17 protein-coding genes, 1 tRNA gene and 1 other RNA gene are annotated in these 23,649 nt (G+C 72.3%); 4 read left to right on the top strand and 15 right to left on the bottom strand.

The window, feature by feature from the left end; genetic code table 11:
- Positions 1-32: 32 nt before the first annotated feature.
- The 5 genes from DEI94_RS10710 to ffs form a co-directional block, all read right to left on the bottom strand.
- On the bottom strand, positions 33-1,085 hold the full coding sequence (locus DEI94_RS10710) for an aspartate-semialdehyde dehydrogenase (protein WP_111009470.1): 1,053 nt from the start codon (positions 1,083-1,085) through the stop codon (positions 33-35).
- Positions 1,086-1,097: 12 nt separating this feature from the next.
- On the bottom strand, positions 1,098-2,363 hold the full coding sequence (locus tag DEI94_RS10715) for an aspartate kinase (protein WP_111013516.1): 1,266 nt from the start codon (positions 2,361-2,363) through the stop codon (positions 1,098-1,100).
- A gap of 135 nt (positions 2,364-2,498) precedes the next feature.
- On the bottom strand, positions 2,499-3,098 hold the full coding sequence (gene recR / locus DEI94_RS10720; RefSeq protein WP_111009468.1) for a recombination mediator RecR: 600 nt from the start codon (positions 3,096-3,098) through the stop codon (positions 2,499-2,501).
- A gap of 2 nt (positions 3,099-3,100) precedes the next feature.
- The gene (locus tag DEI94_RS10725; protein WP_111027012.1) at positions 3,101-5,776 is read right to left on the bottom strand and encodes a DNA polymerase III subunit gamma and tau; all 2,676 of its coding nucleotides are present in this window, start codon (positions 5,774-5,776) and stop codon (positions 3,101-3,103) included.
- A gap of 644 nt (positions 5,777-6,420) precedes the next feature.
- An RNA gene (gene ffs, locus DEI94_RS10730) (signal recognition particle sRNA small type) lies at positions 6,421-6,517 on the bottom strand.
- Positions 6,518-6,583: 66 nt separating this feature from the next.
- Here ffs and DEI94_RS10735 point away from each other — a divergent pair.
- On the top strand, positions 6,584-7,255 hold the full coding sequence (locus tag DEI94_RS10735; protein ID WP_111027013.1) for an SDR family oxidoreductase: 672 nt from the start codon (positions 6,584-6,586) through the stop codon (positions 7,253-7,255).
- 155 nt (positions 7,256-7,410) lie between these two features.
- Here the strand turns inward: DEI94_RS10735 and DEI94_RS10740 are convergent, their stop codons facing one another.
- Complete coding sequence (locus tag DEI94_RS10740; protein WP_111009465.1) at positions 7,411-8,610, bottom strand: acetate/propionate family kinase; 1,200 nt, start codon at positions 8,608-8,610, stop codon at positions 7,411-7,413.
- On the bottom strand, positions 8,607-10,727 hold the full coding sequence (pta, locus tag DEI94_RS10745) for a phosphate acetyltransferase (protein ID WP_111027014.1): 2,121 nt from the start codon (positions 10,725-10,727) through the stop codon (positions 8,607-8,609). The genes DEI94_RS10740 and pta overlap by 4 nt, the downstream gene beginning before the upstream one ends.
- Positions 10,728-10,837: 110 nt before the next feature.
- Here pta and DEI94_RS10750 point away from each other — a divergent pair.
- Together DEI94_RS10750 and DEI94_RS10755 are read left to right on the top strand one after the other, a co-directional pair.
- Positions 10,838-10,925, top strand: a tRNA-Ser gene (locus DEI94_RS10750).
- A 296-nt stretch (positions 10,926-11,221) separates the two neighbouring features.
- Positions 11,222-11,860: a hypothetical protein gene (locus DEI94_RS10755; RefSeq protein WP_111027015.1), complete on the top strand. Its 639-nt coding sequence runs from the start codon at positions 11,222-11,224 to the stop codon at positions 11,858-11,860.
- A gap of 35 nt (positions 11,861-11,895) precedes the next feature.
- Here the strand turns inward: DEI94_RS10755 and DEI94_RS10760 are convergent, their stop codons facing one another.
- Positions 11,896-13,146 (bottom strand): multidrug effflux MFS transporter, encoded by a 1,251-nt coding sequence (locus DEI94_RS10760; protein WP_111027062.1) that lies wholly within the window; start codon positions 13,144-13,146, stop codon positions 11,896-11,898.
- A gap of 188 nt (positions 13,147-13,334) precedes the next feature.
- On the opposite strand from DEI94_RS10760, the gene DEI94_RS10765 reads away from it, so the two are divergent.
- Positions 13,335-13,904, top strand: a complete 570-nt coding sequence (locus DEI94_RS10765) for a TetR/AcrR family transcriptional regulator (protein ID WP_111009461.1) — start codon at positions 13,335-13,337, stop codon at positions 13,902-13,904.
- A gap of 125 nt (positions 13,905-14,029) precedes the next feature.
- Here the strand turns inward: DEI94_RS10765 and DEI94_RS10770 are convergent, their stop codons facing one another.
- The 7 genes from DEI94_RS10770 to rplL all read right to left on the bottom strand — a co-directional run bounded on the left by DEI94_RS10770 (position 14,030) and on the right by rplL (position 23,649).
- Positions 14,030-16,021: a S53 family peptidase gene (locus DEI94_RS10770; RefSeq protein WP_258368511.1), complete on the bottom strand. Its 1,992-nt coding sequence runs from the start codon at positions 16,019-16,021 to the stop codon at positions 14,030-14,032.
- A gap of 333 nt (positions 16,022-16,354) precedes the next feature.
- Positions 16,355-16,984 carry a type 1 periplasmic-binding domain-containing protein gene (locus tag DEI94_RS10775; RefSeq protein WP_111009460.1) on the bottom strand — a complete coding sequence of 210 codons (630 nt, stop codon included), beginning with the start codon at positions 16,982-16,984 and terminating at the stop codon, positions 16,355-16,357.
- A gap of 75 nt (positions 16,985-17,059) precedes the next feature.
- Entirely contained in the window at positions 17,060-18,451 is a 1,392-nt protein-coding gene (locus DEI94_RS10780; protein WP_111027016.1) for an MFS transporter, read from the bottom strand.
- Positions 18,448-19,599: a cystathionine gamma-synthase gene (locus DEI94_RS10785; RefSeq protein WP_111013525.1), complete on the bottom strand. Its 1,152-nt coding sequence runs from the start codon at positions 19,597-19,599 to the stop codon at positions 18,448-18,450. The genes DEI94_RS10780 and DEI94_RS10785 overlap by 4 nt, the downstream gene beginning before the upstream one ends.
- A 79-nt stretch (positions 19,600-19,678) precedes the next feature.
- Positions 19,679-21,043, bottom strand: coding sequence for a cystathionine beta-synthase (locus tag DEI94_RS10790; RefSeq protein ID WP_111027063.1), 1,365 nt, complete (start codon positions 21,041-21,043; stop codon positions 19,679-19,681).
- Positions 21,044-21,158: 115 nt separating this feature from the next.
- A complete protein-coding gene (locus DEI94_RS10795; protein ID WP_181441834.1) occupies positions 21,159-23,069 on the bottom strand; it encodes an ABC transporter ATP-binding protein in 1,911 nt (636 codons plus the stop codon).
- A gap of 193 nt (positions 23,070-23,262) precedes the next feature.
- Positions 23,263-23,649 (bottom strand): 50S ribosomal protein L7/L12, encoded by a 387-nt coding sequence (gene rplL / locus DEI94_RS10800; RefSeq protein ID WP_111009457.1) that lies wholly within the window; start codon positions 23,647-23,649, stop codon positions 23,263-23,265.

Here is a 23,649-nt window from a genome sequence, read left to right on the forward strand (position 1 = left end):
GGCTGCGCCGGGGCCGGGAGGCACGGCCTGGGTCAGGCGACGACCGCGCGGCGGGCGAGCACCGCCTCCGCGATCTGGACCGCGTTGAGCGCAGCACCCTTCCGGAGGTTGTCGTTGCTGACGAAGAGGGCGAGCCCGTGCCCCTCGGGTGCCGAGCGGTCCGTCCGGATCCGCCCGACGAAGCTCGGGTCGGCGCCGGCGGCCTGCAGGGGCGTCGGGACCTCGGACAACTGCACGCCCGGTGCGGCGGCGAGGACCTCCGACGCTCGCTCCGGCGTCAGGGGGCGCGCGAACTCCGCGTTCACCGAGATCGAGTGCCCCGTGAACACCGGGACCCGGACGCAGGTCCCCGCGACGAGCAGGTCGGGCAGCTCGAGGATCTTGCGGCTCTCGTTCCGGAGCTTCTGCTCCTCGTCCGTCTCGCCCCAGCCGTCGTCGACGATGCTGCCCGCGAGGGGGATGACGTCGAAGGCGATCGGCGCGACGTACTTCGTGGGCTCCGGGAAGGTCACGGCGGAGCCGTCGTGCGTGAGGGCCGCGGCGTCCTGCTCGAGCGCCGCCCGGGCCTGCCCGAGCAGTTCCTCCACGCCGGCGAGGCCGCTGCCGGAGACGGCCTGGTACGTCGTCGCGACGAGCCGGCGCAGACCGGCCTCGGCATCGAGCACCTTGAGGACCGGCATGATCGCCATGGTCGTGCAGTTCGGGTTCGCGATGATGCCCTTGCGTGCCTCGTCGATCGCATGCGGGTTGACCTCGCTCACGACGAGCGGGACATCCGGGTCCATCCGCCAGGCGCTCGAGTTGTCGATGACGAGCGCCCCCGCGGCGGCGAAGCGCGGTGCCAGGGTCCGGGATCCCGATGCCCCGGCGGAGAACAGGGCGATGTCGATGCCCGTCGGGTCCGCGGTCGCCGAGTCCTCGACGACGATGTCCTCGCCCCGGAACGGCAACGTCGTGCCTGCGGAGCGGGCGGTGGCGAAGAACCGGACCGTCGTGGCGGGGAAGGCACGGTCCTCCAGCAGACGGCGCATGACGGTGCCGACCTGCCCGGTGGCGCCGACGACGGCGACGGTGAGCTCGCTCATGGTGTCTCCTGTCTACCGGCCGGTGCCGGCGTAGACGACGGCTTCGACGTCGGCGTCGAGACCGAACGCCGAGTGGACGACGCGCATCGCCTCGTTCAGGGTGTCGGCCCGCGTGACGACCGAGATCCGGATCTCGCTCGTCGAGATCATCTCGATGTTGATCGAGGCCTCGTGGAGCGCACGGAACAGCTGCGCCGACACCCCGGCGTTCGTCCGCATGCCGGCACCGACCAGGGCGAGCTTGCCGATCTGGTCGTCGTACTGCACGGTCTCGTAGCCGATGCTCGCCTTCGAGGCCTCGAGCGCGGTGAGGACCCCGGAGCCCTGCGACTTCGGCAGCGTGAACGAGATGTCGGTGCGGCCGGTCGCCGCGGCGGAGACGTTCTGCACGATCATGTCGATGTTCGCGCCGGCCCGGGCGACGGTCGTGAAGATCTCGGCCGCCTTGCCCGGCTGGTCGGGCACGCCGACCACCGTGATCTTGCCCTCGGAGAGGTCGCCGGCGATGCCGGTGATGATCGGTTCTTCCACGGACTCCCCCTCGGCAGGGTTGTAGACGATGGTGCCCTCGGTGTTGTTGAACGAGGACCGGACATGCAGGGTGACGCCGTGCCGCCGGGCGTACTCGACGGCGCGGATGTAGAGGACCTTGGCGCCCGCGGCCGCGAGCTCCAGCATCTCCTCGCTCGTGATGCGGTCGATCTTGCGCGCCTTCGGGACGACCCGCGGGTCGGCGCTGAAGATGCCGTCGACGTCGGTGTAGATCTCGCACACGTCGGCACCGAGGGCAGCGGCCAGGGCGACGGCGGTCGTGTCGGAGCCACCGCGGCCGAGGGTGGTGATCTCGCCCGTCGTGCGGTTGAAGCCCTGGAACCCCGCGACGATCGCCACGTGCCCGGCGTCGAGGGCCTCACGGACGCGCTTCGGGGTGACGTCGACGATCCGGGCACGGCCATGCTGGGCGTCGGTCAGCATGCCCGCCTGGCTGCCGGTGTACGAGCTGGCCTCGACCCCGAGGCTCTTGATCGCCATCGCGAGCAGCGCCATCGAGATCCGCTCGCCCGCGGTGAGGAGCATGTCCAGCTCGCGACCGGACGGCAACGGGGTGACCTGGTTCGCGAGGTCGAGGAGCTCGTCCGTCGTGTCGCCCATCGCGGAGACGGCCACGACGACGTCGTTGCCGGCCTTCTTCGTCTGGACGATCCGCTTGGCCACGCGCTTGATGCTCTCGGCGTCCGCGACGGACGAGCCACCGAACTTCTGCACGATCAATGCCACTGACGAACTCCTGGACTCCCACGGACGCGGTCCGCCGATTCTACCGAGTGTCCTCGGACTGTTGCGTCGCGCGCACGCCGCACGCAGCGACCCCGGGCGGTCGCCGACCGGCGCCCGTCGACCGGGAGGCCCGGGTCAACCGCCCACGAGCCGGCGCCCCTCGAAAGCGCGTCCGAGCGTGACCTCGTCGGCGTACTCGAGATCCCCACCGACCGGGAGTCCGGAAGCGAGGCGCGTCGTCCGGACCCCCATCGGCACGAGGAGCCGGCTGAGGTAGGTGGCCGTCGCCTCGCCCTCGAGGTTCGGATCGGTCGCGATGATGACCTCGTCCACGGTGCCGTCCGCGAGCCGCGTCAGCAGACTCTGGATGCGGAGGTCGTCGGGGCCGACGCCGTCGATCGGGCTGATCGCGCCGCCGAGCACGTGGTACAGCCCGCGGAACTCACGGGTCCGCTCGATCGCGGCGACGTCCTTGGCCTCCTCGACCACGCAGATGACCGCGGGCGAGCGGCGGGGATCGCGGCAGATGCTGCAGCGTTCGGTCTCGGTCACGTTCCCGCAGACCTCGCAGAAGCGGACCTTCTCCTTGACCGTCATGAGGAGTTCCGCGAGGCGCGTCGGGTCGAACGACTCGGTCTGCAGGATGTGGAACGCGATCCGCTGCGCGGACTTCGGACCGATCCCCGGCAGACGGCCGAACTCGTCGATGATGTCCTGGACGATGCCGTCGTACATGGTCAGAAGCCTCCGGACCCGCTGCTGTCGAGCGTGGTCTCCTCGATGAACTGGGCCCCGAGGATCTCACGGACGACCGCCTCGCCGTAGCGTCCGGGGACCGGCACACGGGCGGGCCGCTCGGGCGCCGACGGGGCCGTCCGGGCGGGAGCTGGGGTGCCACCCCCGCGGGGTGCGGACGCCGACGGTGCTCGTCCTCCGGTGGGTACGGGCCCCGCGGCGGATCGACCCGACGGGCCCGGGTCCGGGAACGGCGCTCCGTCGTCGTAGGGCTCGTCGTCGAGGGGGTAGTCGTCGACCGGCACGTCGCTCGGTCCGCCTGCGACAGCCGGGGTGCTGGCCGGACCACGGACTGCACCGGCAGCGGGCGCGCTCGTCGGGGCACCCGCGGGCGCACCGCCCGTCCGTCCGGCCGGCGCGACGGCGGCCGGTGCCGTGCCGTCCGGGCTCGACGCCACCCCGAAGGGCGCGGCCCAGGACGGCTCGACGTCGTCCGGGACGGCATCTGCAGTGGGATCGGACGCCGGGATCGTCACGACCACCCAGTCGGTGACCGGGCCGGTGGGAGCGGGGGCCGGCGCGGCTGCGGATGCTCGGGACGGAGCAGGCACGGCTGCTGGCGCCGATCCCCCGGCTGGGGCCGGCACCTGCGCGCTGCTCTGCTCGGAGGATCCGCGAGCGCCGTCGCGCGTCGGCGCCGCCGGTGCGGACTCGGGCGCCGACTGGCGCTCGGGTGTCGCCTGACGCTCGGGTGTCGGCTGGCGCTCGGGTGTCGGCTGGCGCTCGGGTGTCGGCTGGCGCTCGGGTGTCGCCTGACGCTCCGGCACCGCCTGACGCTCGGGTGTCGCCTGACGCTCCGGCACCGCCTGACGCTCGGGTGTCGCCTGACGCTCCGGCACCGCCTGACGCTCGGATGCGGGCCGTCCCGCGTCCGGGTTCGACCCCGCGGGTGCCGGCCCGCGAGCGACGAACTTCACACGGACGCCGAGGACATCGAGGATGGCGGCCCGGAGGTACTCGCTGACGCTGTCCTTCGGGTCGGTCATCTGCTTGAACGACGCGACGTCCTGCTGACTCGGGAACGTCAGTGTGAGGACGTCGTCCGTGAAGGCGGTCACCTGCGCGGTCACGACGACCATCCAGGCGGACCGTCGAGCGCGCTGCACGTGCTCGACGACCTGCGGCCAGCTGTCCCGCACCTGTTGCACGCCCAGCTCGCCGACGGCCCGGACCGCTGGCGAGGCCGCGAGCGCCGCGCCGACACCGGTCGACGAGGGCGAGCCCGCACCCGAGGGCGCGCTGCCGGTCGTGGGGACGACCTCGACCGCGCCGGGGACCGCGCGCTGCTCGTCATCGTCGGCCCGTTCGGTCCCGGACGCGCTGGCCGGGGCGGCAGCAGCGGTGGCTCGGGTCGAAGCGGGGGTCGGCGCGGCCGGCGTCCGCGCGGGTGCGGCAGCCGGTGCGCTTGACGTGACGACAGCGACGGGCGCAGAACCGGTCTGGCCCCCGGCGTCACCGACGCCGACGCGACGCTCGAGGCGCTCGACGCGAGCCAGGGCGCCCCGCTGGCTGTCGTCGCTCTCCGGCACGAGCATCCGCGCCACCATGAGTTCGAGGTGCAGGCGGGGCGACGTCGCGCCGGTCATCTCGGTGAGCGCACGGTTCGCGATGTCGGCCGCGCGCGAGAGCCCGACCGCGCCGAAGACGGCCGCCTGCCGCGTCATCGTCTCGAGTTCCTCGGGCGAGACTCCGCGCAACACGGCCGCAGCGCCCTCGTTGGTGGCGGCGACGACGATGAGGTCGCGGAGCCGTTCGAGCAGGTCCTCGACGAAGCGACGCGGATCCTGACCTGTCTGCACGACGCGGTCGACGGCCGAGAACGCCGAGGCCGGATCCGCCACGGCGAGCGCGTCCACGACGTCGTCGAGCAGGGCGGCATCGGTGTACCCGAGGAGTGCGACCGCGCGGTCGTAGGCGATCGTGCGGTCCTCGCTCCCGGCCATCAGCTGGTCGAGGAGCGACAGGGTGTCCCGTACCGATCCCCCGCCGGCCCGGACCACGAGCGGCAGGACACCGGGCGCCACCGACACGGACTCCTGCGCGCACAGCTGCTCGACGTACTCGAGCATGGACGCCGGCGGCACGAGCCGGAACGGGTAGTGGTGGGTCCGCGAGCGGATGGTCCCGATGACCTTCTCGGGCTCGGTCGTCGCGAAGATGAACTTGACGTGCTCCGGTGGTTCCTCCACCAACTTGAGGAGTGCGTTGAACCCCTGCGGCGTGACCATGTGGGCCTCGTCGAGGATGAAGATCTTGTAGCGGTCGCGTGCCGGGGCGAACACGGCGCGGTCGCGGAGGTCGCGTGCGTCGTCCACGCCGTTGTGGCTGGCTGCGTCGATCTCGATGACGTCGAGCGACCCACCGCCGTCCCGCGCCAGCTCCACACAGCTCGGGCACACTCCGCATGGCGTGTCCGTCGGGCCCTGAGCGCAGTTGAGACACCGCGCGAGGATCCGTGCCGACGTGGTCTTGCCACAACCCCTCGGTCCGCTGAAGAGGTAGGCGTGGTTGACGCGGTCTGCCCGGAGTGCTGTCCGCAGCGGATCGGTCACCTGCGACTGGCCGATGAGTTCGGCGAAGTTCTCGGGCCGGTAACGGCGATACAAGGCGGTGACCACGCGACCAGGGTAATCGGCGCCGCCGACACCGGGGGTCGTTCTCCACAGACCCCGGCGATGTCAGCTCGTGGTCCCGGCGCTCGCTGGCGAACCTGGACGTCGACCCAGAAAGGGCGTACCGATCAGTCCGTGGAGCGGTATCGTCCACCTACGGCCACGGCGCGACCGACCATCGCAGGACCATCGGTGGCGGATCAGGATCAGGAGTCGAGCTCATGAACGAGCGGTTGACGCTGTCGTGCACGCTGCGCCGGACGATCGTCCGGACCACCGTGGCGCGGACGGCTGGCCGGGCTCGGAACGGCACCACGACGAGCGCCTGATCGCGGGCTCCGGGAGCCTCGGCCCCCGGAAGCCGGGGCGCGTCGGTGTTCGGGTCATCGCCGCCCCGGCCCCTCGGAGCGGCGGACGACGATGTTCGGGTCATCCTCGTCCGCCGCTCCCTCATGCGTGTCAGGGCCGCGTCCGCGCCGCTGCCCAGCGGCCGCAGCTGATCCGGCGGACGCGCATCGCGGACCGGACCCGGGGAACGGGGGTCGGTGCCGGCCGTGGCGGTCCGCGCCGGACGCCGGACAGCGCCACCGGTCCCCTGCAGCGGTCTCCGAGCAACCGTGATCGACCGGTTCCAGCGGGCGGCGGCGGAACGAGAAGACTCCCCACGTACCCGCCAGAGCCCGGTTGCCCTTGCTGCGTTTCCGCCCTGGGGGAGTTGGCCTGGATGGCGTCACGTGAGGAGCCGCCGACAGTCTAGCGGACGCCTCGCCCGTTCATCGACGCGCACTCAGCCGCGGGCGGTTCAGTGGAGGCATGAAGATCGTCATCGCCGGAGGACACGGCAAGATCGCCCTGCTGCTCGAACGACTCATCACGCAGGCGGGACACGACGCGGTCGGGATCGTCCGCAACCCGGCGCATGTCGCCGACGTCAAGGCCACCGGCGCGACCGCGATCGTCCGGGATCTCGAGCAGATGGACGAGGACGACCTGGCGGTGGACCTCGAGCAGGCCGACGCCGTCGTGTTCGCGGCGGGCGCCGGACCGAACAGCGGTGCCGAACGCAAGTTCGCGGTCGACCGCGACGCCGCGATCCTGCTCGCCGACGCCGCATCGCGGGTCTCGGTGCCGCGGTACGTGCTCATCTCGGCCATGGGCGCCGACTCGTACGACCCGGCCACGGCGGTCCTGCCGGCCGCGGACGACCGCGCGGTGTTCCAGGTCTACCTGCGGGCGAAGGCGGAGGCGGACGCGAACATCCGCGCACGCGGGTTCCAGTGGACGATCGTGCGTCCCGGAGGTCTCCTCGACACCCCGGGCCAGGGCACCGTCCGCGCCGGCACCGCGGTGCCCCGTGGTTCCGTCTCGCGGGCCGACGTCGCGGCGGTCGTCCTGGAGGCCCTGCTCGCGGGTGCCGCGATCGGTCGCCAGTTCGAGCTCACGTCGGGCGACGTGCCGATCCACGAGGCGCTCGCGGCGCTCTGAGGCGGCGGCGCGCCACGGCCCGCATCTGAGGCGGCCGCGGGTCACGGCCCGCATCAGCCCGGGCGGCAGCAGCGGCGCGCGCTGGAGATCATGGGGACGCGCCAGCGGCACCACGACGCCGACGCGGACGCTGGGCGAGCCGTGAGTCCGGCAGATCAGTGCAGTGCCACAGCGGCGGACTGCCGTGCGATCTCCAGCTCCTCGTTCGTCGGGATCACGAGCACCGCGACCCGGGAGCGGTCGGTCGAGATCCGCCGCGCACGGCTGGAGTGCAGGTCGTTGCGGTCGTGGTCGACCTCGATCCCCAGGTGCTCGAGCCCGGCCAGGACCCGGCGCCGCAGGAGCGCGTTGTTCTCGCCCACGCCCGCCGTGAACACGACGGCGTCGAGGCCGCCGAGCTGGGCGGTGTACGCGCCGACGTACCGGCGGATCCGGTGCCGGTACACGGCGAGCGCCGCCTCCGCCCGGTCGTCGCCCTCGGACGCGTCGCTCTGGACGTCCCGCATGTCCCCGTTCCCGGTGAGTCCGAGCAGGCCCGACTGCTTGTTGAGCATGGTGTCGAGGTCCTCGAAGGACATGCCGGCCTCGCGGTGCAGGTGGATGAGGATCGCGGGGTCGAGGTCGCCCGATCGGGTCCCCATGACGAGCCCCTCGAGCGGCGTCAGGCCCATCGACGTCTCGATGCTGCGCCCTCCGTCGATCGCGGCCGCGGACGCCCCGTTGCCGAGGTGCAGGACGATCGTCTTGAGCTGCTCGAGCGGGCGGCCGAGGAACACCGCGGTCTGCTCGGACACGTACTTGTGGCTCGTCCCGTGCGCGCCGTACCGCCGGATCGCGTAGCGCTGGGCGAGGTCCGCCGGGATCGCGTACGTGTAGGCCTCCGGCGGCATGGTCTGGTGGAACGCGGTGTCGAAGACGGCGACCTGCGGCACGTCTGCGAACACGTGCTGTGCGGCCCGGATCCCCTCGAGGTTGGCCGGGTTGTGCAGCGGTGCGAGGGCGGACAGGGCGTCGATCCGCGCTTCGACCTCGGGCGTGATGACGGTGGCGCGGTCGAAGTCGGTGCCGCCGTGGACGACCCGGTGGCCGACGACGGCGGGCGGCTCGTCGTCGAACGAGGGTCCGACGGCGGCGAAGGCGTCGAGCATCGCGCGGAACCCGGCGGCGTGGTCCGGCACGTGGGCGTCGTCGTTCGAGGTGGACTTGCCGGTCACGGCGTTCGTGTGCTTGGTGGCGCCGGAGGACTCCCCGATGCGCTCGACCAGCCCGGACGCGAGCATGCGCTCCCCCTCGAGCTCGATGAGCTGGTACTTGAAGGAGCTCGATCCGGAGTTGACGACGAGTGCTGTGGTCACGATGCCTGCTTCCTGGGTTCGGCGCTGGTCCCGGCCTGGATGGCGGTGATCGCGACGGTGTTGACGATGTCCCCGACGAGTGCGCCGCGCGACAGGTCGTTGATCGGCTTGCGCAGCCCCTGCAGGACGGGCCCGATCGCGACCGCGCCGGCGGACCGCTGCACGGCCTTGTACGTGTTGTTGCCGGTGTTGAGGTCCGGGAAGATGAACACCGTCGCGCGGCCGGCGACCGGCGAGTCCGGCATCTTGGCGCGGGCGACGGTGGGGTCGGCGGCGGCGTCGTACTGGATCGGGCCCTCGACGAGCATCTCGGGGTGCCGTTCGCGGACGAACGCGGTGGCGGCCCGCACCTTGTCGACGTCCGCCCCGGATCCGCTGTCCCCGGTCGAGTAGCTGAGCATGGCGACGCGCGGTTCGATGCCGAACTGCGCGGCCGTTGCCGCGCTGGACGTCGCGATGTCCGCGAGCTGTTCGCTGGTCGGGTCCGGCACCACGGCGCAGTCGCCGTACACGAGGACGCGGTCGGCGAGCGCCATGAGGAACACGCTCGACACGATCGACACGTCGGGCCGGGTCTTGATGATCTCGAACGCGGGGCGGATCGTGTGCGCGGTGGTGTGCCGGGCTCCGGACACCATGCCGTCGGCGAGGCCGAGGTGCACCATGAGCGTGCCGAAGTAGGACACGTCCGTCACCCGGTCGCGCGCCAGCTCGACGGTCATGCCCTTGTGTGCGCGGACACGGGCGTACTCCTCGGCGAACCGTTCACGGAGCGGTTCGGCGGAGGGGTCGACCACGTCGGCGGCGTCGAGGTCGAGCCCGAGCTCGGCCGCGCGGGTGCGGACCGCCGTCGGGTCCCCGAGGATCGTGAGGTCGCAGACGTCGCGCTGCAGGAGCGTCGACGCGGCCCGGAGGATCCGGTCGTCGTCCCCCTCGGGCAGGACGATGCGCTTCCGGAGCTCCCGAGCACGGTCGATCAGACCGTGCTCGAACATGAGCGGCGTCACGACGGACGACGGTCCGACCTCGAGCCGGGCGAGGAGTTCGTCCGCGTCGACGTGCCGCTCGAACAGCGACAGGGCGAGGTCGGTCTTGCGCGGCGAGTCCGCCGCGAGGCGCCCCCGGGTCTGCGTGATCCGCAGCGCCGTGTCGTAGGTGCCGAGCCCGTTGCGGGCGATGGGCAGCGTGCTCGACAGACCCTCGAGGAGGCGCTGGATCTGCGGCGACGTCTCGAACCCGCCGTTGAGGACGACCCCGGCGAGCGAGGGGAACGTCTCCGAGTCGTTCGCGAGCAGCGTCGCGATGAGGACGTCGGTGCGGTCGCCCGGGACGACGACGATCCCGCCCTCGATGAGCCGGGGCAGGACGTTCTCCATGCTCATGGCGGCGACCACCGTGCCGAGGGCCTCGCGGTCGAGCAGGGCCTCGTCACCGCTGACCAGGGTGGCGTCCGTCGCGGCGAGCACGGCACGCACCGTCGGGGCGACGAGCACGGCGTCCTCGGGGATCGCCCAGACCGGCGTGCCCGGGTGCTCTGTCGCGATCGCACTGCGGATGCCGGCGACGACCTCGTCGATGCGCTCCGGCGCGGTGCGGTTCGCGACGACCCCGAGCAACGACGCGTGGGCGGCGCGGAGTTCGCTCGTGGTCAACTCCGCGATCTGTCGGACGTCGTCGCCGGTCCGGGCGCCGCGCTCGGAGCTGCTCCGCCCGCCGAGCACGAGGAGGACCGGTGCGCCGAGGTTCGCCGCGATGCGCGCGTTGTACGACAGCTCGGTCGGGCTGCCGACGTCGGTGTAGTCGGAACCGACGACGACGACCGCGTCGCACTGCCGCTCGACGAGCGCGAACCGGTTCACGATCGTGGCGAGCGCCCCGTCGGGGTCCGCGTGGACGTCCTCGTAGGTCACCCCCACGGCGTCGTCGTAGTCGATGCCCGCCGATGTGTGCTGGAGCAGCAGCTCGAGGACGTAATCCCGCTCGGCGGTCGACCGCGCCACGGGCCGGAAGACGCCGACCCGGCCAACGGTCCGCGCGAGGGTCTCGAGCACCCCGAGGGCCACGGTGCTCTTGCCGGTGTGCCCTTCTGCTGACGTGATGTAGATGCGGGTCGACACCTCCCCAGGATAGGACCGGGGGCCGGGTGCCGCCCCAGGGCGCGGTGCCGCGGTCGTCGGCCCGCCTCCGGACCTGTACCATGGGGTGTCGTCGCCACAGGGCGACGCCCGGAGGATTCGCCTAGTGGCCTATGGCGCACGCTTGGAAAGCGTGTTGGGTGCAAGCCCTCGGGGGTTCGAATCCCCCATCCTCCGCCACGATCGACCGTCGATTCCCGTCCGTCGCCCCTCGCGTGGCGCGACCGGGAGGCCAGGTCACTGCCCACATCCGAGCTCCGGTCCCCCACCTGCCGGACCCGGTCGAACCCCACGTCGCGGGGATCCGCAGATCACCCCCACAACGCTGGGACGGCGCGGGGGTCAGGCCCTAGGCTGACGCTCGCAGGCCGCTCCGTCACCGGTGACGGCCGAGATCCGGCAGCGGCAGGGGCGTCGCGTCGGACCACCGGGACGGCTCCCGGTGGCCGCCGGACCGTGAGGGGCGAGGAGCATCCGTGGGGGAGACGACGGCACGCGTCAGGGCGACGCCGGGGAGGGCGCACCTCGTGGTGCGGCCGAGCGGGGCGTTCCTGCGGAGCACCGCATTGAGCATCCTGTTCTCCGCGGTGCCACTCGCGGTCGCGCTCGTGTGGGTGTCGTTCCCGCTCGGGTTCGTCGCGCCGGTGGGGACCGTCGCGGTCGTCGCGGCGGTGCTGACCTCGCTGCTCGTGGTCCGGTTCCGCACGGTGTACGCCGGCGTCGGCTCGCACCACGTCGAGATGCGCCGGCTGCTCGGACCACGCGTCGTGCTCGACCGTGCGCACGTGCACCGGGTCGTGCTCGCGACGACGTTCGGTCCGTCCGTGGACCGCACGACCCGCCAGCTCGTCGCGCTGACCGAGTCCGGGCATCCGCTCTTCCGGATGCGGGGCGTGCTGTGGGACGACACGGCGCTCGGGCACCTCGCCGAGGCACTGGACGCACGCGTCACGGAGCTCACCAAGCCCATGCCGCTGCGCGAGTTCCACCGCCTGTACCCGCAGAGTCGCGCTTGGTACGAGCGGCCGATGGCGATCCTCGCGATCGCGGTCGGGGTCGGGTCGCTCGTGGTCCTGGCGCTCGTCGCGGAGACCGCGGGACGCATCGCTCACTGACGTCGGGCCGCACCCTCGGCGGTGCGGATCCGGGGTCAGTGCGACAGCGCCGGCACCGTGCGCGGCCGGACCACGAACCAGAGCACGAACACGGCCACGACGGCGGTGGCGGCCATGACCTCGGCCATGGGCACGGCGGAGCCGATGCCGAGCAGGCCGACGACCGGCGAGATGATGCCGGCCACGCCGAAGTTCATCGCGCCGAGCAGTGACGCCGCCGTCGCGGCCTCCTTGCCGTGGGCTGCGAGCCCGAGCACCTGGATCTGCGGGAACGAGAACCCACACGCACAGATGAAGAACCACAGGGGCACGAACACGCCCGCGCGCCCCACCCCGACGGAGTCGAACACGGCGATGGCGACCGCGCTGACGAGCAGGACGGCGGTGGAGCAGGCGAGGATCCACTGCGGGCCGACGCGCCGTGCGAGGCGCGACGACACCTGCACGCCGATCACGACGCCCAACGAGTTGACCGCGAACAGGACGCCGTACTGCTGGGTGCTGAGGCCGTACACCTGCTGGAACAGGAACGGCGACGCGGACAGGTACGAGAACAGGCCGCTGAACACCATCGCTCCGATGAACGCGACGCCGACGAACACCCGGTCCGAGAACAGTGCGCGGTACCGGTCTCGTACCGACGAGTGTCCGACGTCGTGGCGGCGCTCGCGCGGGAGCGTCTCGACGATGAGGCTGATCATCGCGATGATCACCACCGCCCCGTAGCAGGCCAGGAACACGAACACCCCACGCCAGTCGACGACGCGCAGCATCTGCGAGCCGATGAGCGGGGCCAGGATCGGGGCGAGCCCGTTCACCATCGCCAACCGCGACAGCATGCGCACGAGCGGGATGCCCCCGAAGAGGTCGCGCACCATGGCCATGGCCACGACGACGCCCGCCGCGGCGCCCATCCCCTGGAGGAACCGGAGCACGGCCAACGTCTCGAGGTTCGGCGCGAGGGACGCGGCCACCGAGGCCACGATGTGGAGGGACGTGGCGAGGATGAGCGGGAGCCGCCGCCCGACGCGGTCGCTCCACGGCCCGACGAGGAGCTGGCCGACGGCGAAGCCGACCGTCGTGGCGGTGAGCGTGAGCTGCACCGCTCCGGCGCTGATGTCGAAGGCACGCTCGAGCGACGGGAACGCGGGCAGGTAGAGGTCGATCGTGAACGGCCCGAGCGCCGTGAGCGCGCCGAGGACGACCACGTAGACGAGGCGCTGGGAGCGACGCAGAGCGTCGCCGGGGTGGACGACGGTCAGGGTGCCGGTGGCAGGGGCGGTCACGGGGAGGAGGGCCTTCCGGGGTGAGGGGTGGTCGCCGGTCGAATCGATTCGGGTCCGGGACCAATGCTACGGGTCCGCATCGGCCCGCGCACGGCGGGCCGCGCTTCTGCGTGCATCGGCGCGGCCCGTGCGCGAACCGGCCCCGCGATCCGCCCTCCTGGTAGCGTCGGGGCGTCCACAGAGGGGTGATGACCATGGTCGACGCGCGGATCCTGCACACCACGGCGGCGCTGCGTGGGGCCATCCTCGGGCTCGCGGCCGACCGGCCGGTGTCGGCCATCACCGTCGCGGACGTCACGCGCGCCGCGGGCATCAACCGCGCGACCTTCTACTCCCACGCGGTCTCCCCCGGCTCGCTCCTCGCCGACGTCCTGACGCCCGAGCTCGACAGCATCCGCGACGAGGACGCCGCGCTCCGCGAGGTCCCGGGCGCCGACCCGAGCACGATCACCCGCAGGGGCATCAGCGCCGTCGTCGAGCACATCGTCGCGCACCGCGAGATCTACCGGTGGGCACTCCCCGATCCGAACGACGCCTCGCTGCATCGGCTGCTCGCCGAGCACTTCCGGGTGTCGTGCGTCGCGCACATCGCCGGCATGGCGCCCGAGGACCGGCCCGAGGTCCTCCACGACGTCGCCGCGGGGTTCGTCGCACAGGGGTTCGTCGGCGCGATCACCGTCTGGGTCGCCGGTCCGCGGCGGTCACGCAAGGCGCTCGTCGACACGATCACCGCGTCCCTCCCCGCCTGGTGGCGCTGACCCCGCCAGGCCCGCGGGTCGCCTGACGGGGCGCTCCGGGCCTCCCGGCCGGAACGGCGAGACGCCGGGCCCCTCGTGGGGAACCGGCGTCTCGTGCACCCGCGGAGGTGCGTCGGACCGGTCGACTAGACCTTCGCCTTCGCGAGCGCGGTGAGCAGGTCGAACGACACCGAGCCGAGGCCGGTGACGTCGTCGTAGCCGCGCGCGGTCGTGAGCGACGTGTCCGTGTTGAGCGTGACCAGGTAGCTGTTCCCGCTCGTGGCACTCGTGTACGCCAGCGCGATCGGCGAGGCTGGCGGGGTCACGTCGTTGAACAGCGACGGGGCCACGCGGTCGACCGCGTAGAGCGTCGGGTTCGCGAACCCGATCCGCGAGTGGGTCGTCTGCTGGACGAGCGCCATCAGGGCCGCCGTGATCGGCGACGCGAGCGAGGTCCCACCGTAGGTCTCGGTCTCGTAGGCCGCCGCGGCGAGCGTGCTGTCGTCCTTGATCGGACGGATGCCGATCGAGAACCCGGTGTACGGGTCGGCCAGCGCCCCGAGGTCCGGCGAGACGCGCTTGCCGTTCGCGAGACCGGCGGGGACGATGCCCTTCTGGTAGCTCGGCTGGGCGAAGTACGTGCTCGCACCGCCACCCGCGCCGCCACCGAACAGGTTGCCGGGCAGCGGTGCCGCGTAGGAGTCCGTGCCGTTCGTCGACACGATCTTGTCGAGCGTGTCCCCCCAGCCGGTCTCGTAGGCCTTGCGACCCGACGCGTCGATGCCGAGGCTCGTCCCGCCGACCGCCGTGACCCACGGGGACGAGGCCGGGAAGTCCGGCTCGGGCTGCCCGAGGGCCGCCGTCTCGTCGCCGTTGTCACCGCTCGAGAAGTACAGGCCGATGCCCTCGCCGGCGGCCTGCAGCTGGATGTTCTCCTCGCCCTGCAGGGTCGACAGCGGGACGTCCTCGCCGGTGTTGCCGTAGCTGTTGCTGACGATGTCGGCCAGGCCGCCGTCGAGGATCCGGGACATCGCGATGTCCAGGCCCCCGCCGCAGTTCGTGCCACCGACGTACAGGATCGACGCCGCGGGCGCGACCGCGTGCACGGACTCGACGTCGAGCGTCTCCTCGCCCTGCCAGCCGCTCGGCTCCGCGCAGGCCTCCTGGTCGGTGAACTGCGACACCGACGGGATCTTCTGCGAGAACGTGCTGCTCGTCAGCTGGGGCTCACCGTGGCTGGCCGAGTAGGTGTTCGTGTCGTGGATGATCGTCGGCGACGCGTACGCGTCGATGATCGCGACGGTCTGCCCCTGGCCCTGGACGCCCCGTGCCTCGAGCGCCGAGACACCGTAGGCGGACCGCAGCTGCGACGGGATGTAGCCGCAGTTGAAGGTGTCGACGGTCGTCGTGCCGTACGCGGCCGGGACGGTCGCGGTGTGCTGCCCCGTGTAGGCCGAGCACTGCGCGTTCACCGCGGCCGGCGCCGTGGTCGACTGAGCGAACACGTGCGACGGTGTGGTGGCGGCGGGCGTCTGCCCCTGGCCGACGATCTCGGGACGCGTGGTGAACCGGCCCTGGTCGACGCTGACACCGGAGACCTTCGCCGCGATCGCGGTCGGCAGGGACGGCGTGGAGGACGGCGCGACGAGCGAGCGACCGTCGTGGCGGTACTCGTGGAGCGTCGTGCCCATGACGCTCTGGACCGTGGCAGCGGGACCGCGGAAGACCACGTACTGGTGGCTCGCGGGGACGCCCGAGATCGTCAGGCCCTGCGCGCGCAGGTAGCTCGTCACCTGGTCGACGTCGGCCTTGGTGGGCGCGTACTTCGCGATCCACGCGGCTGGCGACAGCGGCGTGCGGTACTGCGGGTTGCCGGGCGTCGACACCGCCGTGGCGAGGGCGGTCGCCCCGGCCAGGTCGCGGAGCGGCAGGTAGACCTCGCCCTCCACGCTCGTGTCGGCGGCGACGGTCCCGCTGTCGTTCGCGTGGGTCGCCCACGACGGGACGGAGTTGCCCAGCGGCGCACGGGTGGCCGCGTTGGCGGGGGTCGCGGCGAGGAGCGAGGTGCCGGCGACGCACGCCGCGGCGATGACACCGACGAGGACTCGTCGATGAGGGGTGAGTTTGGGAGTTGGCACTACTGTCCTCTCTGACCGTTGTCCAGGAGACCCAGGGAGCTCCAGGAGATTCGTGTGCTGACCCTAATCTGGGGGGTCCCCGGCAGGACAGTCAGCACATCGCGGGACGGTCGCCGTGCCCCGGGCGCGGTCCGGATCCTGAGCGGACGCACAGCACCGCACGGCGCGGAGGCAGGCGACGATCCGATCGGTGGGCAGCACGGCTGGGAGGACGCCCAGAGCGATCCGGGCCCCTGCCGGCTGCCACCAGCCACCAGCCACCAGCCACCAGCCACCAGCCACCAGCCGGGGCGTGCCACGGATGCCCGTCGCCGGACGATGGTCCGACGACGCTCACTCCCCGGACGGGCGGCGTCCCTCCTGGAGCCGGTCGGTGAGCCGGACCACTCGGCGGACGAGGTCGGCATCGCTGCTCCCCACCGGGAGCCGGAAGTCCGAGACGACCGGCCGTGACGCGCCCCCCTTCCGCAGGGGTTCCCCGATCGCGACCACCACCGCGCCCGCGTCCTGCGCGCGCTGGACCGCCGCGGCCAACGCCGTCGGGTCGACCGCTTCGACCACGACCACCTTCGCCCCGGCCATCGCCGCGGCGACGATCGCCGCGGACTGCGCGTCCGGACGGGAGGCGATGCGCACGTCCGGCACGTAGCCGGATGCAGTGAGCGCGGATCGGAAGGCCCCGTCGAGTCCGGGCGTGGGTGTGGCGATCGCGCCGGGCTCCGTCGCGCCGGGGGTCGCGTCGGCCCTGGCTCCGCGCGTGCCGCTGGGGGATGCGCCCGCCGGCATCACGACGGCGATGCGCGCGTGCTCGTCGAACCCGCCGTCGGCCCCCGTGAGGTCCGTGCTCCGCACCGGCGTCGGGGTCGTGCCGTCCTCCGCCGCGCAGGCGGCGGGCCCGACCGCGACCACCGCGGCGAGGATGACGCACCGCGTCACCACGGCCACCGTCCTGCCCCGCCGCATCACGTCCTCCCTGGTCGTCCGGCGCCCCACGCTACACACGGCGGGACGGCCGGCACCGCCGCGTCGCCCGCTCCGTCACCCGCGTGGGGCGGGCACGGGCCCGACGCGGCGGACGAGGGCCAGGCCGGCGAGCGCCACGAGCGTCATCGCGCCGAACACCACCGCGAACGACACGGTGGCCGCCCGACCCCCGAACGCCGTGAAGGCGACGCCCGTGATCGCGAGCCCCATGACCGCGCCGGCGGCGTCCCCGATCGCCAGGGCGGAACTCGCGGATCCCTGGTCCGCGCGGTCACTGAGCCGGAGTGTGAGCATCGAGGTCCGCGGGTAGACGATCCCCATGCCGGCACCCGCCACGAACCACCCGGCGATCATCACGACCGGCAGGACACCGGTGACGGCGACGACGAACGCGGCGAGCAGCCCGAGCGCCACGAGCGTCAGTCCGATGCTGAAGGTGCGGCGCGCCGTGAGCACCCGTTCCGGGATCCGGCCGTGGGCCCAGCTCGCGGCGGCCCAGCTGATCGCCGCCAGGGTCAGGGTGACACCGGCCGCCGACGGGCTGAACCCGTGGTGCGCCTGGAGCAGGTACGGCAGGTACACCTCGCTGCCCATGTAGGCGGCGCCGGCGACGGCGCGCATCACGACGACGGCCGGGAGGCCCGGTGCGACCCGGAACGTCCCCACCGGCAGCAGGGGGCGCAGCCCGACCACCGCGACCACGAGTCCGACGGCGAGCACGAGGGGCCCGAGTGCGCCGGCGAGGTCCGGGGCGGTGTTGAGCCCGAGCACCGCGACGGCCGCGACGGCGGACCAGGCGATGCGCGGGCCCGGCCACGCTGGGCGGTCCGCGACGTCGGGGACCGGGAGACGCCGGAGGCTCGGCAGCAGGAGGACGAACGAACCGACGGCGATGACGAGCGCGCCGACGAACACCCAGTGCCAGCCCCACGTGTCCGTCACGACACCGGCGGCCGCCGGACCGACGAGGCCCGGCACGACCCACGCGCCGGCGAAGCCCGCGAAGATCCGTCCGTGCAGGTACTCGGGGTAGATCCGCGACACGATGACGTACAGCACGACCGTGAGGGCCCCCGCGCCGAAGCCCTCGACGAGGCGTCCGCCGAGGAACACCGGCATCGACCCCGCCAGGGCCACGATCGCCGTGCCGAGCGCGAAGAGCAGCGCGGAGACGATCGTGACCACGCGTGCCCCCGACCGGTCCGCCCAGGTGCCGGCCACCACCATGCCCGGCACCCCTGCGGCGAGCGGCGCGGCGAAGGCCAGCGAGTACAGCGCCTCGCCGTCGAGGTCGCGGCTGATCACCGGCATGATCGTGGCCATCGCCAGGTTCTGGAACGCGCTGACGGCGACGATCGCGACCATGCCGACGGTCGGCAGGACGTATCCGCGTCCCAGGATGCCCGCGCGCCCCGGCCTCGCCGCGCGCCCGGGCGGGAGGGTCACCGGGTCAGGGCCTGCTCGACGTCGGCCACGAGGTCGGCGACGTCCTCGATGCCGACCGACAGGCGGACCACGTGCTCGGGCACCGCGAGCTCGGTGCCCTTGACCGAGGCGTGGGTCATCTCGCTCGGGTATCCGATGAGCGACTCGACACCACCGAGCGACTCCGCGAGCTGGAACACCTCGGTGGACTCGGCGAACCGGCGTGCGGCCTCCGGACCACCCGTCAGCGCGACCGACAGCATCCCGCCGAACCCGCGCATCTGCTTCGCCGCGATCGCGTGACCCGGGTGGGACTCGAGGCCCGGGTAGAACACCCGCTCGACCGCCGGGTGCCCGACGAGCGCCTCGGCGACGGCCTGCGCGTTCGCCGAGTGCCGTTCCATCCGGACCGCCAGGGTCTTGATGCCCCGGGTCGTCAGCCAGGCGTCCATGGGCCCGGAGATCGCTCCTGCGGCGAACTGCACGAAGCCGACGCGCTCGGCGAGCTCCTCGTCGCGCAGCACGATCGCACCGCCCACGACGTCCGAGTGGCCACCGAGGTACTTGGTGGTGGAGTACGCGACGACGTCGGCACCGAGCGCGAGCGGCTGCTGGAGGTACGGGGACGCGAACGTGTTGTCGACGACGACGAGTGCGCCGACCTCGTGCCCGATCGCGGCGAGCGCGGCGATGTCGACGATCTTCATCAGGGGGTTCGTCGGCGTCTCGACCCAGAGCACCACCGTGCGGCCGGGCTCCCCTGCCTGGAGGACGGCGCGCACCGCGTCGAGGTCGCTCATCTCGACGGTGGTGAGCTCGACCCCCCACGGCACGTGCAGGCGGTTCACGAGGCGATGGGTGCCGCCGTAGACGTCGTTGCCCATCACGACGTGGGCGCCCGGCGCGAGGACGGCGCGGAGCAGGGCGTCCTCGGCGGCGAGGCCGGACGAGAACGACAACGCGCGGACACCGCCGTCGAGGTCGGCGAGTTGCTCCTGCAGGGAGTCACGTGTGGGGTTGCCGGACCGTGAGTACTCGTACCCGTTGCGCATCCGCCCGATGCCGTCCTGCACGAACGTCGAGGTGAGGAACACGGGCGGGACCACCGCACCGGTGCGCTCGTCGGGCTCCTGCCCGGAGTGGATCGCGCGGGTGGAGAACTCGGCCATGGGGTGACTCCTGGTGATGACGGCGGGGTGGGTGGTCGGACGGCTCCACGGCGGGGCTGCCCAGCGGGGCCGGGAACGGCTACGCGGACAGGAACGCGAGCAGGTCGTGGCGGGTGACGACCGAGACGGGCTTGCCGTCCTCGACGACGAGCAGGGCGTTCGTGTCCTCGAGCGCACGGCGGGCAGCCGTGACGGACTCACCGATGCCGATGATCGGCAGCGGGTCGCCGACCGAGGCCGACAGCGAGTCGGTCATGCGGGCCGCGCCCGTGAACACGGCCTCGAGCAGCTCCTGCTCCTCGATCGCGCCGACGACCTCGCCGATGACGACGGGCGGCTCGGCCGAGAGCACCGGCATCTGCGAGACCCCGTACGTCTTCATGATGTCGATGACGTCGCGCACGGTGTCCGACGGGTGGGCGTGTACGAGGTCCGGCAGGGCGCCGGTCTTGGCCTGCAGGAGTGCGCCGACCGTGCGCTCGTCCTCGGTCTCGACGAACCCGTACGAGCGCATCCAGCGCTCGTTGAAGATCTTGCCGAGGTAGCCACGGCCCCCGTCCGGCAGGAGCACGACGACGACGTCGTCCGGTCCGAGGTCGCGCGCGGCACGGAGGGCGGCCACGACGGCCATGCCGCTGGAGCCACCGACGAGCAGGCCCTCCTCGCGGGCGAGGCGGCGGGTCATCGCGAACGACTCCGCGTCCGAGACCGCGATGACCTCGTCGACGACGCTGCCGTCGTAGGCGGGCGGCCAGAAGTCCTCACCGACACCCTCGACGAGGTACGGGCGTCCGGTGCCGCCGGAGTAGACGCTGCCCTCGGGGTCCGCACCGACGATGCGCACGCCGCCCTCCGAGACCTCCTTGAGGTACCGTCCCGTCCCGCTGATCGTGCCGCCGGTTCCGACGCCCGCGACGAAGTGCGTGATCGTCCCGTCGGTGTCCCGCCAGATCTCGGGGCCGGTCGTCTCGTAGTGGCTGCGCGGCCCGTTCGGGTTGGCGTACTGGTTCGGTTTGAACGCGCCGGGGATCTCCTGCACCAGGCGGTCGGAGACCGAGTAGTAGGACTCGGGGTGCTCCGGCGGCACGGCGGTCGGGGTGATGACGATCTCGGCACCGTAGGCGGTGAGGACGTTGCGCTTGTCCTCGCCCACCTTGTCGGGGAGGACGAAGACGCACCGGTACCCACGCTGCTGGGCGACGAGCGCCAGACCGACGCCGGTGTTGCCGCTCGTGGGCTCGACGATCGTGCCGCCCGGTCCGAGCTGCCCCTTCGCCTCGGCGTCGTCCATGATCCGGGTGGCGATGCGGTCCTTGGCCGAGCCACCCGGGTTGAAGTACTCGACCTTGACGAGGACGGTCGCGGCGATCCCCGCCGTCACCGAGTTGAGGCGGACGAGCGGGGTGTTCCCGACCAGGTCGATGACGGAGTTGGCGTAGCGCACGGTCATCGAGTGTACGTCGTGCCCCTGCCGCATGACCTGGCAGGTCGGCGAACGCCCCCCGGCAGCGGACGGCGCACGGGTCTCCCGCGGCGCCGCGCCTCCCGAGGCCCTGCGCTCAGGCCTCGACGCCCTGGGCAGCGGCGACCACCGGCTCGTTCTGCTGACGGTGCAGCGCCGCGTAGACACCGCCGAGTGCCAGGAGCTCTTCGTGGTCGCCGCGCTCGACGATCCGGCCGTGGTCGACGACGAAGATGACGTCGGCGTCCCGCACGGTGGACAACCGGTGCGCGATCGCGATCGTCGTCCGACCGCGGGCGGCCGCGTCCAGGGCGTCCTGCACCACCCGCTCCGAGATGGAGTCGAGCGCGCTCGTCGCCTCGTCGAGCACGAGCACCGGCGGGTCCTTGAGCAGGACGCGCGCGATCGCGATGCGCTGCTTCTCGCCGCCGGAGAGTCGGTAGCCGCGCTCCCCCACGACGGTCGCGTAGCCGTCGGGGAACGACTGGATCGTCGCGTCGATGTTGGCGGCACGGGCGGCCGCGCGGAGCTCGTCGTCGGTCGCGTCCGGCTTGGCGTAGCGGAGGTTGTCGGCGATCGTCGCGTGGAACAGGTAGGTCTCCTGGCTCACGACGCCGACGTGCCGCACCAGGTCGTCCTGCGCGATCGCGCGGACGTCGGTGCCAGCGAACCGGACCGTGCCCGTCGTCGCGTCGTACAACCGGGGCACGAGGTACGAGATCGTGGTCTTGCCGGCGCCCGACGGTCCGACGAACGCGGCGAAACGTCCGGGCTCGAGGTCGAACGACAACCCACGGAGCGTCGGCTCGTCCGGGTCGCCGTCCGGGTAGACGAACGTGACGTCCTCGAACGCGAGCGCGCCGATCCGCGACTCGTCCACGGGGACGGGATCCGCCGGGTCGGTGATGGCCGGCCGCAGGTCGAGGTACTCGAAGATGCGCGCGAACAGCGCCCCGGACGTCTGCAGATCGAGCACGACGCGGAGCAACCCGACCGTCGGGAACAAGAGCCGCGACTGCACGGTGGTGAACGCGACGATCGTCCCGGCGGTGACGGGCACACCACCGACGATGAGCCAGGCCGCGACGAGGTAGATGATCGCCGGGATCACGGACAGGAAGATCTGCACGATCGCGAAGAACCACTGTCCGGACATCTGCTGACGCACCTGCAGGCGGATCTGGTTGCGGTTCTCGGCCTCGTACCGGTCGATCTCGGCGCCCTGGCGGTTGAAGCTCTTGGCGAGCAGGATGCCCGACACGCTCAGGGCCTCCTGGGTGATCGCCGTCATGTCCGACAGGGACTCCTGCGTCTCGGCGGCGATGCGGGCGCGGACCCGGCCGACGCGACGCTGCGCGATCACCAGCAGCGGCAGGAGCACGACCGCGACGATCGTCATCTGCCAACTGAGCAGCACCATCGCGACGACGGCGGCGATCACGGTCACGGTGTTGCCGAGGACGGACGAGATGGTGTTGTTGAGGACGCTCGCGACCCCACCGACGTCGTTCTGGAGGCGCGACTGGATGACACCGGTCTTCGTGCGCGTGAAGAACGCGAGTTCCATGCGCTGCAGGTGACCGAACAGCTGCGTGCGCATGGCACCCATCACCCGGTTGCCGACGGTCGCGGTCAGGTAGGTCTGCCAGACGCCGAGCCCCGCCGACGCGATCCACAGCGCGACCATGCTCGCGACGAGCCATCCGAGCACGGGCAGGTCGGGATGTCCGGACCGGGGGAAGAGCCCGAGGTCGAACGCCCTCTGGGTGAGCAGCGGCGGGATCACGCTGAGCGCCGCCCCGAGGAGCACGAGCACGACGGTCCCGATGATCGCCGTGCGATGCGGCCGGAACAGCCCCGCGATGCGACCGAGCAGGTCGGGGATCTTCGGCGCTGCCGCGTTCATGGCCCGCTGGGCGTCCGGGTCGCCGCTCGAGATCCGGTTGCCGCGCATGGGTCCGCCCCCGCCGCCGCCCCGCATGCCACCGCCGCCGGCGACGGCGTCCATCCGACTCACGGCGCGATCCTCGTCATGAGGGTCCAGGGTAGTCGCGCGCGCCGACGCGGACGGGCGCCGTCGCACCGTCGGTGAGCGCGCGCATGTGGCGCCCGGCGACGACGGGCGGTTCGTCGCCCGGGAACGACGGAGGCCGCCGTCCCCGAGGGGACGACGGCCTCCGTGCGAGCGGTACCGACGGGTCTTACTTGACCGTGACGGTCGCGCCGGCGCCCTTGAGCTGGTCGGCGGCCTTGTCGGCGGTCTCCTTGTTGACGCCCTCGAGGACGTTCGCGGGGGCACCGTCGACGAGCGCCTTCGCCTCGCCGAGGCCGAGGCTCGTGAGGGCGCGCACCTCCTTGATGACCTGGATCTTCTTGTCGCCGGCGGACTCGAGCACGACGTCGAACTCCGTCTTCTCCTCGACCTCCTCGGCCGGGGCGGCGCCCGCGCCACCAGCGGCGGCGACGGCGACGGGAGCGGCGGCGGTGACCTCGAAGACCTCCTCGAACTTCTTGACGAAGTCCGAGAGCTCGATGAGCGTGAGCTCCTTGAAGGCGTCGATGAGCTCGTCCTGGGACAGCTTGGCCAT

The organism is Curtobacterium sp. MCBD17_040 (genome assembly GCF_003234805.2).
In the GTDB taxonomy this organism is placed as follows: Bacteria; Actinomycetota; Actinomycetes; order Actinomycetales; family Microbacteriaceae; genus Curtobacterium.